General features: G+C 73.5%; 8 protein-coding genes. 4 read left to right on the top strand and 4 right to left on the bottom strand.

Translation table 11 applies throughout. The features are described from left to right. Positions 1 to 467 precede the first annotated feature (467 nt). Together G6R25_RS17585 and G6R25_RS17580 are read left to right on the top strand one after the other, a co-directional pair. A complete protein-coding gene (locus tag G6R25_RS17585; RefSeq protein ID WP_163553864.1) occupies positions 468 to 1,103 on the top strand; it encodes a hypothetical protein in 636 nt (211 codons plus the stop codon). Positions 1,104 to 1,502: 399 nt separating this feature from the next. Continuing rightward, positions 1,503 to 2,687, top strand: coding sequence for an HAF repeat-containing protein (locus G6R25_RS17580; RefSeq protein WP_235948876.1), 1,185 nt, complete (start codon positions 1,503 to 1,505; stop codon positions 2,685 to 2,687). A 66-nt stretch (positions 2,688 to 2,753) separates the two neighbouring features. Here the strand turns inward: G6R25_RS17580 and G6R25_RS17575 are convergent, their stop codons facing one another. Continuing rightward, positions 2,754 to 3,512 (bottom strand): class I SAM-dependent methyltransferase, encoded by a 759-nt coding sequence (locus tag G6R25_RS17575; protein ID WP_163553862.1) that lies wholly within the window; start codon positions 3,510 to 3,512, stop codon positions 2,754 to 2,756. Positions 3,513 to 4,078: 566 nt separating this feature from the next. Here G6R25_RS17575 and G6R25_RS17570 point away from each other — a divergent pair. Then, a complete protein-coding gene (locus tag G6R25_RS17570) occupies positions 4,079 to 4,861 on the top strand; it encodes an enoyl-CoA hydratase/isomerase family protein (protein ID WP_136449262.1) in 783 nt (260 codons plus the stop codon). Positions 4,862 to 4,910: 49 nt separating this feature from the next. Here the strand turns inward: G6R25_RS17570 and G6R25_RS17565 are convergent, their stop codons facing one another. From G6R25_RS17565 to G6R25_RS27645, 3 genes are all read right to left on the bottom strand, one after another. Next, positions 4,911 to 7,367, bottom strand: coding sequence for a diguanylate cyclase domain-containing protein (locus G6R25_RS17565; RefSeq protein ID WP_235948873.1), 2,457 nt, complete (start codon positions 7,365 to 7,367; stop codon positions 4,911 to 4,913). 223 nt (positions 7,368 to 7,590) lie between these two features. Next, the gene (locus G6R25_RS17560; protein WP_235948871.1) at positions 7,591 to 8,541 is read right to left on the bottom strand and encodes an aminotransferase-like domain-containing protein; all 951 of its coding nucleotides are present in this window, start codon (positions 8,539 to 8,541) and stop codon (positions 7,591 to 7,593) included. A 12-nt stretch (positions 8,542 to 8,553) separates the two neighbouring features. Beyond that, positions 8,554 to 8,988: a GntR family transcriptional regulator gene (locus G6R25_RS27645; RefSeq protein ID WP_235948869.1), complete on the bottom strand. Its 435-nt coding sequence runs from the start codon at positions 8,986 to 8,988 to the stop codon at positions 8,554 to 8,556. Positions 8,989 to 9,236: 248 nt separating this feature from the next. Between G6R25_RS27645 and G6R25_RS17555 the strand changes: the two genes are divergently transcribed. Then, the coding region (locus G6R25_RS17555) for a DMT family transporter (protein WP_235948867.1) at positions 9,237 to 9,946 on the top strand (710 nt) is incomplete at its 3' end.

The raw sequence follows: 9,946 nt of genomic DNA, 5'->3' as shown, positions 1-9,946 counted from the left end.
ATACTCCGCGTAGCAGATCGCAACCTAGAACGATCTTCCCGGGGCCCTGGATCAGGCCGGCAGCCACACCCGCTCCCACGCAAAGGAGCAGAACGCTGAGAAAGACCGTCGGCACGACTCCGCGCCGCGACGACCTCATGAACCGATCGGTCGATCGATGACCTGACACCAGTACGCCCCCCTGGGTGCGACCGGCAACACGTTGAGGCCGGCCCATCCCCACGACCCGCGAAAACACGTGATGCACGTTTGGCGGAAGTCCCACCATACGACGATCTATAGAATAACAGCCGGCCGGCCGCACATCCCGGCCGCGGGGGGAAGTAGTGAGCATCGCATTGCCGGCCGCGCAGCCGGTCAGGGAAAGAATTCTTATCGCTGTTTGCCTGGCGGCGTGCCTCGGTTGGCTTACGTTGTCCCCGGCACCCGCTGCCCATGCGGCACCGGGGGGTGGCGTGGAGCTGGCCGTGACCATCGACGGGCAGCCGCTCGGCCGAGGCGATCTCGTTCTCGACGCCGACGCGGTAGCCCGAGTGGTGGTCAGCCTGCAGAACCTGAGCCGCTCGAACCTGGACGTCGACTCGGTGCGACTGAGCGGCGCCGTGCTGGGCCTGACGTTCTTCGACTACGACACCCGCGTCCGCACGACGGTGCCGGCCCGCGGCTCGGCGAACTGGACGGTCGATCTCGACATCCGGGACCTGGACGGTCGGGCGACCGGACTGATGCCGGTCGAGGTAGCGATCCGGGACGCCGATCTACACACAGTGGCGAAGGCGACCGGAACTGCTAACGTGCACGGTTCGCTGCTGTCCATCTATGGCCTGTTCGGGCTCGGCCTGCTGGTCCTGATGGGGCTGCTGTGGGCGGTGGCGCTACTCCCACTCGGGCGGCACGCCGCGCCGGCAACCTGGTGGCAGCGGGGATTGCGGTTCCTGCCCGCCGGCTGCGCAGTCGGCCTGTTCGGCGCGTTCGTCCTCTCCGCGACCCGCCTGGTTACGCCCACCACCGCGGTCGACGCCGCCACCACCCTCATCTCGGCCGCCGTCTGCTTCACGGTCGGCGCTCTGCTGCCCCGCCTGACCCTCGCCCGTCCCACCTGACCCGTCTGCCTGACCCACCCGACCCTCACCTGTCCCACCTGACCCGTCCGTCTGACCCGCACAGACGGGTGCTTCCGCATCGTTCGTCAACCCCAGGTAGCCGAGCCAACCCTGCTGGCGCGCCTCAGGCCGCTCGTCAGCCCGGTTTCCGGCCAGATCGTGCCGAGGCTTACTCACGGTTTTGGGGCCCAAAACCGTAACTAGACCTCGGCATGGCTGCGTGCACGACTAGTCGCAGAAAGGTGCGATAAATGCGGCAGTCAGGCGAGACGGACGCCGGTTGGATGCGTGTCGCACGTTGACGGCATCATGACATAGCGACACCATCTAACTTCATAGCGTAGTTGCCGGATGGAGAATGCCAGATCCTCCGTCCCGCGAAGAGGGAGGGCGGCACCCGTGCCGAACGACCGCAGGACCTTCATTCGCCTCGCCGCGATGGCCGGCGGGACCGCGCCATTCGCACTCGGCGCGGTCCCGCCCGCCGCGGCTGCGACCATCCACGCCACCGTGCCGCAGCGCCCCCCGATCAGGCCGCCGGTGGTCGTCCGCAGCCCCGATGCCGACAGCCCGGGCCGGCTCACTGCCGGTAACGCCGCCGGGCTGCTCGTCGGTAGCTGGGACGACTCCCCGTACAGCGCTGTCGGCGGCATCTGGCGCGCAGGCGCCGTGCGCTACCTCGACGGCAGCAACGAGCCTGCGGCCGTGAACGCCGCCGGCGTCGTCATCGGCGACGTGGTGACCCACTACGACCGCCAGGCGTTCCGCTGGGCCGACGGGAACTATCAGCTCCTGGGCTTCCTTGGTGGCACGGGCGGCCTCGGCGGACGGCGTAGCAGCGCGAGAGCCATCAGCCGCACCGGGGCCATCGTCGGCGTCAGCAGCACCGATGGCGGCGAGGAGCACGCCGCCCTGTGGTGGGGCGCCCGGCCACGGGACCTCGGCACCCTCGGCGGCCCATCGAGTACCGCCGTGGCGGTCAATGCCGCAGGCCACATCGTCGGCACCAGCACGACCGCCGGCGGGCAGCAGCACGCCGTCCGCTGGTCCGCGGGGACCATTCACGACCTCGGCACGCTCGGCGGCCCGTCGAGCGACGCCGTCGCCGTCAACGAGCGCGGGCAGGTCGCCGGCTCCAGCGACACCGTGACCGGCGCCCGTCACGCCGTGCTCTGGGAGCGGGGCCGCGCGATCGACCTGGGCACCCTGCCGGGCGACACCGGGTCCAGCGCGATTGCGATCAACGGCGCCGGTCAGGTACTCGTCAGCTCGTTCGGAGAGTCATACAGCGCCTTCCTCTGGCAGGCCGGACGCCGCATCCCGCTGCGGGTGGCCGGGGGCGACGTCGAGCCGGCCGATCTGAACGACCAGGGGATCGTCTGCGGCACCGCGACGGCGCGCCGCGTCGGCGGCGTCACGCACGCGTTCCGCTGGCAGACCGGCCGGCTCACCGACCTCGGCACCCTCGGCGGCGCCTACAGCGGCGTGCAGGCCATCACCCCGGCCGGGATCATCCTCGGCTCGGCCACCGCGGCGAGCTCGCCGGTGCCGCAGGCGGTGTTCTGGCCCGCCGCCGATCGCTGAAGTCGCCGGGCCGGCGAAGCGGCTGGCCGGGGAGTCGGGAAGACCGGGAAGACCGGGAAAGCGCCGTCAGGCCCCCGCCTCGGCCAACACGAGGAGGTATTCGAACTCGTAGCGCCCCGGACCGCCGAGCGGGCCCAGATACTCGCCGGAGGCGAATCGCAGCAGGTCACCGTCGAGCGCGGCGAGGAGTTTCGGATCCGTACCGAGACGTTCGTATGTCTCGACGACCGGCCCGAAAGACGCCCGGTAGAGCGCGCACCATTGCGCCGGCGACCCGGCGAAGTCCAGCCGGGCCGTGCGCCGGTGCGTTTCCAGCCGGGTGACCCGGTCACCGAACAGGGCACGCACATGGTCGGGGTTGCCCCAGTCCGTCGGCGCGAGCGCACCCTCCGGACGGGTGGGGGCGTGCCGTTCCAGCAACGAGAACAGCCGTCCCATCGCCCCGCCGGCGGTCCAGTTCGCCATCGCCACCGTGCCGCCCGGACGGCACACCCGCACCAGCTCCCGCGCCGTCGCGGCCTGATCGGGGGCGAACATCGCGCCGATGCAGGACACCACCACGTCGAAGTCGTCATCGGCGAAGGGCAGCCACTGCGCGTCCGCCTCCAGCCATTCCATGCTGATGCCGCGCTCAGCCGCCGCCTGCCGACCCCGTTCGATCAACGTGGGGGTGAGGTCGGAGGCGGTCACGTCGGCGCCCAGCTCCGCGGCCGCGAGGGCGGCGTTGCCGCTGCCGGCGGCGACGCCGAGCACCCGGTGGACGGGGGCGACACCCGCGGCCCGGACGAGGTCGCAGCCGAGGCCGGCGAGCAGGCGGGCGATCACCGAGTAGTCCCCCGCGGGCCCAGGTTCGGTCGTCCAGGTCGGGCCCGCCCGACGCCTCGGACACGGCGGTCGCGGCGGTTGCCGCCCGCCCGACCAGCGCCTGCACATCGATATTGCCAACAGCCATGATCTTCCTTTCCCGGCACGGGTTCACGGATTTCACCGGACGATCCACCGCATCTGAAAGAAACCCCAGGTGGACCGACGATAAACAGCAGGGAGCACCCGCGAAGGGCACTCTGCACCCGGCTCCCGAAGCCGACGAAATATCCCCGGAAGCCGACAGGCGCTATTCTTCGTGATCGGGTGGTGACGCGCCAGCGATACGGATAGCCGGTGAATTTATGCGGTCCCCGCCCGGCAATGCGGCGGATGCGATATAAGCCCCGGCCGGACGGTGGGCCGACGATCGCCCCGTTTCGGCTGGCCGGTACGGCGCGCCCCAGGCAGCCGGATCGGCCAGGATGTCGGACGGGGTGTTCGGCCCCCGGCAACCGTCCGCCCCATGCCCGTGCGAACGCGGACCGGGGCATGCCGGGCACCGACCAGCACTACGGAGGATCAGCATGAGCGAGTCCGGCGACGTCGCCGTCCAGACCCGGCCCGGCCACGTCGCGGTCGTCGAGATCCGCCGGCCGCCGCACAACTACTTCGACGTGAACCTCATCGAGGAGCTCGCCGACACCTACGACAAGCTCGCGGCCGGCTCCGAGGTCCGCGCGATCGTCCTCGCCGCGCAGGGCAAGCACTTCTGCGCGGGCGCCGACTTCGCCGGCACCAGCACGGCTGCGGCGGTCTCGGCCGAAGAGGGGGCGCCGGCTCTCTACCGGGCGGCACTGCGGCTGTTCACCGCCCCGATCCCGGTGGTGGCGGCGGTGCAGGGCAGCGCGATCGGCGGCGGGGTGGGGCTCGCGCTGTCCGCGGACTTCCGGGTGGCGAGCCCGGAGACCCGGTTCGTGGCGAACTTCTCCCGGCTCGGCCTGCACCAAGGCTTCGGCCTGTCGGTGACGCTACCGGCGGTCGTCGGCCGGCAGAAGGCCCTGGACCTGCTCTACACCGGCCGTCGCGTCGGCGGGCAGGAGGCGTTCGAGATCGGTCTGGCCGACCGGCTCGCCCCGGCGGAGGGGCTACTTGAGGCGGCGCTCGCGTTCGCCGCCGAGATCGCCGCGGCCGCACCCCTGGCGGTGCGCAGCATCCGGCAGACGATGTGGGCGGACCTCGTGCCCGCGATCCAGGCCGCCACCGAGCGGGAGGCGTCCGAGCAGGCCATCCTGCGGGCCACCACCGACTTCGCCGAGGGCGTGCGGGCCACCACCGAGCGCCGCGACCCCCGCTTCACCGGCCGCTGAGCCCGGCACCCCGGTCGGGGCCGGTCGAGCCCCCGTCGGATGGTCGGCTTCACGCGCAGGCGGCGGTCGCGGGTGGCGGGGATCGGTTGTCGACGATGTCGCCGATGGCGAGGTGGCAGCCGCGTTCGAGCAGGCGGCGTGCCGTCCAGGTGGTGTCGACACCTTCGGCGATCATCTCGATCCCCAGGTCGAGCACGGTGGTGAGGAAGCGGTCGGTGAAGATGCGTAGGCGCTCCGGCGTCGACGGGTCGACCCACAGCGCCGTGTAGGCGGGATGCAGCATGATCATGCCAACGGGGAGCAGCCGCAAGCTGTCCACGGTGGTGTCCGCCGAGCCGACCTCGCCCAGGGCGATTCGCACGCCCATGCGATGCAGCCGCGTCAGGACCTGGGCGGTGGCGTCGAGGTCACGGTCCCGTCTCGTCCCGCGGATGTCGAGGACGAGCGCGCCGGCCGGCAGCCCCGCGTCGGCCAACGCGGAGGAGATCTCCGCGGTCAGGCCCGCACGGGTCGTCCGCGCGGCGAGCAGCGGCACGTGTACCGCCGCCGGGCGCGCACCGGGTGGCGTCCGGCGGGCGATCCACTCCAGCGCATGGCGCAGCAGGAACTGGTCGAGGGTCGGCCCGGTGCCGGCCGAGTCGCCCAGGGCCGCCAGCCGCTGTGGGCGCAACACGCCCAGCCGGGGGTGGTGCCATTCCATCCGAGCCTGGTAGGCGGACACCTCGTCGGTCGCCAGATCGACGACGGGTCGCAGGGAGACGCTGAGCCGGCCGCCACTCGGGTCGTCGCGGACGGCCGCGGCGAGGGCGGTGTGCAGGGCGGGCACGGTGTCCGGCGCGGCGAGGTCGGCGTCGTAGACCGTGAGGAGTCCATTTTTGCCGGACTTGGCCGAGTACATCGCCAGGTCCGCCCGGTGCAGCAGGGTCTCGGCCGTGATCGCGACATCGGCGGGGCCGACGACGACGAGCCCGAAACTGGCCGCGACGGCGTAGGCGGTATCCGCGAGCCGGACCGGGACGCGGACCGCCTCGGCGAGTCGGCGCCCTATCTCCACCAGGTCGTCGGCCTCGCCCGCCGGCAGATCGGGACCGTCGGCATCCGCGCCCGGCGGATCCGGGCCGGTCCGCGCACCGGTGCCGGCTGCGGGTGAGGCCGGGCTTGCGGGTGAGGCCGGGCTTGCAAGAGGGGCCGGGCTTGCGGGTGGGGGCGGGGCGGATTCGAGCAGGATGGCGAACTCGTCCCCGCCGAAGCGGGCCACGGTGTCGGTGGCCCGTACGGATCCGGTCAGCCGGCGGGCGGTGACGCGCAACAGCTCGTCGCCGGCCGCGTGCCCGAGCGCGTCGTTGACCTGTTTGAAGTCGTCGAGATCGCAGTAGATCACGGCGACCGGGTGCGACATCCGGGCGTGACGGGTCAGCACCTGGTCGAGCCGGTCGGCGAACAGCGCCCGGTTGGCCAGACCCGTCAGCGGATCGTGGAAGGCGAGCCGGCGCAGCTCCACCTGGTTGTTCTCCAGCCGCTCCAACAGCCGCACGTTGTCGGCCATCGTCGTCATCTGCCGGACGAGGGCCAGCACGAGCAGGCACAGCAACGCCCAGATCTCCTCCTGCCCGGCCAGATCGGTCCCCATCACCCGGATGACCGCGACGGCGCCGGCGACGAGCAGCAGCAGGTAGGGCAGCATGACGTGCCACCAGCGCCGCCGGTACTCCGCGGCGGTCCACTGCGCCGCCGGGATGACGCCGAAGGGCGGGGACGCCGACGGCAGCAGCGCGGCGAGGCCCACCAGCAGCGGGCCGGTCACGAAGCCAAGGTCCAGGATGCGTGGAAGGTCGGTGAGATCCCGGGTCGTCGCGTAAAGGTAGATCATGATGGCCAGCGCGAAGACCATCAGCCCCGAACCCAGCAGGCTGAGGCCGAGCAGGGACCGCGGCCGGCGGAACGTGGCGATCAGGATGATCGTCACCGCGGTGACGAGCGCGGCGGCGGTCACGACGAGCGCGGGCAGGATGTCGTAGACGGGACGGTCGGCGCCGGAGATGCCGTTCTCCAGCACCGTCGCCCAGGCGAGCAGCGCGACGGCGCCGGTCACGATGACGCTGTTGAGCACCGTGACCAGGTACCAGCGCCGCTGACGGGCGGTCCCGTGCGCGAGGGTGTCGAACGGATCGGTCGGATAGCGCAGCACCCCGGCCAGGCCACACAGCCACGGCAGGAGCAGCACCAGCATCGGCAGGGTGATGTGCGGCACGGGCTGCCCGCCGCCGAGGGCGTCGTGCAGTGCGGCGACCGCCGTCCCCGCCAGGGCCAGCACCATCACGCCGACGAGCAGACGCCAGGTGCGTTCCGCGCCCTCGCGCCGAGCCGCGGTCACGAAGCAGGCCAGTGCGCCGGCCGTCGTCGACGCCACCCCGGCGGCCCGCACCACGATCAGCGCGGGCCGGGCGGGCAGCGTCAGCACGGCCGCCGCCACCACGACGGCGACCACGCAGACGCCACCCGCCACCCACCGCCACCAGCGGGCGGCGGGTGGGAACTCGGACCCAGGCCAGCGGGACCGTGCGGGCCTGCGCGCCTCATCCCCCATCTGAGCGTCACCGTCCAACCCGGGCGAGCGGGGCGGTCCCGCGGCGATCCGCCCCTCGATACCCCATACCTATGCCCGGCCGGCGACTCGGACTCGACCGAACCGGGCCGACCGCCGCGGAGCGTGACCCCCGTTCGGGGGCTCACCCGTCGCGCAGCACCGTGGCGAGCCGGTCGACGGCGGCGACGAGGCCCTCGCTCGAGGTCCGGCTGTAGGTCAGGCGCAGGTGGGGGGCGATGGCCTCGCCCACGGTGTAGGCGCTGCCGGGGCCCACGGCGACACCCGCCCGCCGGGCGGCCGCGGTGACGAGCCGGTCGTCTGCGCCGGCCGGCAGTGGCAGCCAGACATGCACGCCCCCGCTGGGTGGTTGCGGCGGGTCTCCGGTGGGCAGGGACCGCGCGATCGCGCCGAGCAGCGCCGCCCGGCGGGCCAGCAGCACCCGGCGCAGCGACGCCAGGTGCCGGCGCCAGCCCGGGGTGCTGAGCAGCTCCACCGCGGTCTGCTGCAGCACCGGGGCGACGAACAGGTCGTCGGTGATCCGTATCCGGGCCAGCCGGGCCGCGACCGGGCCGCGGGCGCTGACCGCCGCGATCCGCAGACCGGGGGACACACTCTTCGACAACGACAGCACGTGCACGACGTGGCCGTCCGGGTCGGTGGCGGCCAGCGGTGGTGGGCTGACCGCGGTGAGGTCCAGCGGCGCCGCCCAGTCGTCCTCGACGCAGAACGCCCGGTGATCCCGTAGGGCGGCGAGCACCGCCGGGCGCCGGTTCGGGGCGAGCACCGCCCCGGTGGGGTTGGCGTGCCGCGGCTGGAGGTAGACCAACCGGGCCCCGCTGCGGCCAAGCACGTCAGCGAGATCGTCGGGGCGCACCCCGGCGGCGTCCGCCGGCACCGGAACGAGCCCCGCGGCCCGCGCGGCGGCCAGGGCCCCCGGGTAGGTGGTGTGCTCGACCGCGAGCGCCTCGCCGGGCCGACCGAGGGCGCGAAAGACCAGCGCCAACGCCGCCTGCCCACCGCTGGTGACGAGTACGTCCTGCGCACTGTGGGCCGGGCTGACCAGGCCGGCGATCAGCCCGCGCAGGCCGGCCACCGGGGTGCGATCCTAGGCGCCGGGCCGCCGCGCCGCGCGGGCGGCGGCCGCCGCGAGCAGGCCGACCGGTTGGGCCGCCGGGTCCAGGTAGGCCGAGGCGAGGTCGAGCACGCCGTCGGGGACGGGCGAATAGAGCTCGGTCATGTCGTGCGGCAGGTCGTCTCGGGCGCCGAGCACTGCGGTCTGCCAGCTCAGATCGATCGACCGGGACGCCGGCGGCTCGGCGACGACGCTGCCGCGGCCGGGCGTGGTGACGAGCAGCCCCCGGACGGCCACCGCCGCGAGGGCTCGCTGCACGGTCAGCGCGCTCGCCCGGTGCCGGCGCTGGAGCTCCCGGGTGCTCGGCAGCGCCGAGCCCGCGGGCAGGCGGGCACACAGCGCGGTCAGCTCGTCGACGATCCCCGGCTGACCGCCCGGCCCGCGCCGCTCGACCTCGGGTCCTGCCACGCTTCCGCCGATATCCTCGTGCATGAGAGGTAAGGAAAGCGCATCCGTTGGGAGCGGGGAAGCGCGGGGGCTGCTGTCGGGCACCGCGGGGGTGGTGGCGTTCAGCCTCACGCTGGTCGCGACAAGGGCCGCGGAGCCGGCCTTCGGGGCGCTCACCGTCGGCGCCGGCCGTGCCGTGCTGGCCGCGGGCCTCGCTGCGGCCCTGCTGCGCCGGCGCGGTCTGCCCCTGTTCCCCCCCGGACGGGCGGGTGGCGACGATCGTCATCGCCGCGACCGTGGTCGTCGGGTTCCCGCTGCTCACCTCGTGGGCGCTCGCGGACGTCCCGGTCGCGCACGCCGCCGTCGTCGTGGGCCTGGCGCCGGCGGCGACGGCGGGATTCGCGGTGGTCCTGGCCGGGGAGCGGCCGGCCCCGCCGTACTGGGCGGCACTGGGGGTCCTGGCCTTCGCCGCGGTCCAGGGCGCGGGCCGGCCGCGGCTGGCGGACCTGCTGGTGCTCGCCGCGGTCGTGCTCGTCGGCCTCGGTTATGCCGAGGGTGGGATGCTCGCGTGTCGCGTCGACGGCGCGGTGGTGATCTGCTGGGCGCTGCTGGCGGCACTGCCGGTCACGGTGCCGCTGGCCGCGGCCGGCCTCGCCGCGCATCCGCCGCGGCATGTGACGCTCGGGGCCGCCGCCGGCCTGGGCTACGTCAGCGTCGTGAGCATGTTCCTTGGCTTCGTCGTCTGGTACCGGGGGCTCGCCCTCGGCGGGGTGGCGCGGGTCGGGCGACTCCAGCTCGCCCAGCCGGTGCTGACCCTGGCCTGGGCGGCGCTGCTCCTCGGTGAGCCGCTGACCCCGCTCGGCGTCGGGACCGCAATGATCGTCCTGGCCTCGGTCGCCCTCGGCCGGCACGGAGTGCGCCGGGGGCGGCGCACCGGGGCTGGGCCGCGGCGCCCGTCGGCCGGCCGGCGGTGCCGCGC

Source organism: Candidatus Frankia alpina (assembly GCF_902806485.1).
In the GTDB taxonomy this organism is placed as follows: Bacteria; Actinomycetota; Actinomycetes; order Frankiales; family Frankiaceae; genus Frankia; species Frankia alpina.
Note: the sequence above shows the minus strand (reverse complement) of the source record. Positions and strands in the feature narration are given on the sequence as shown.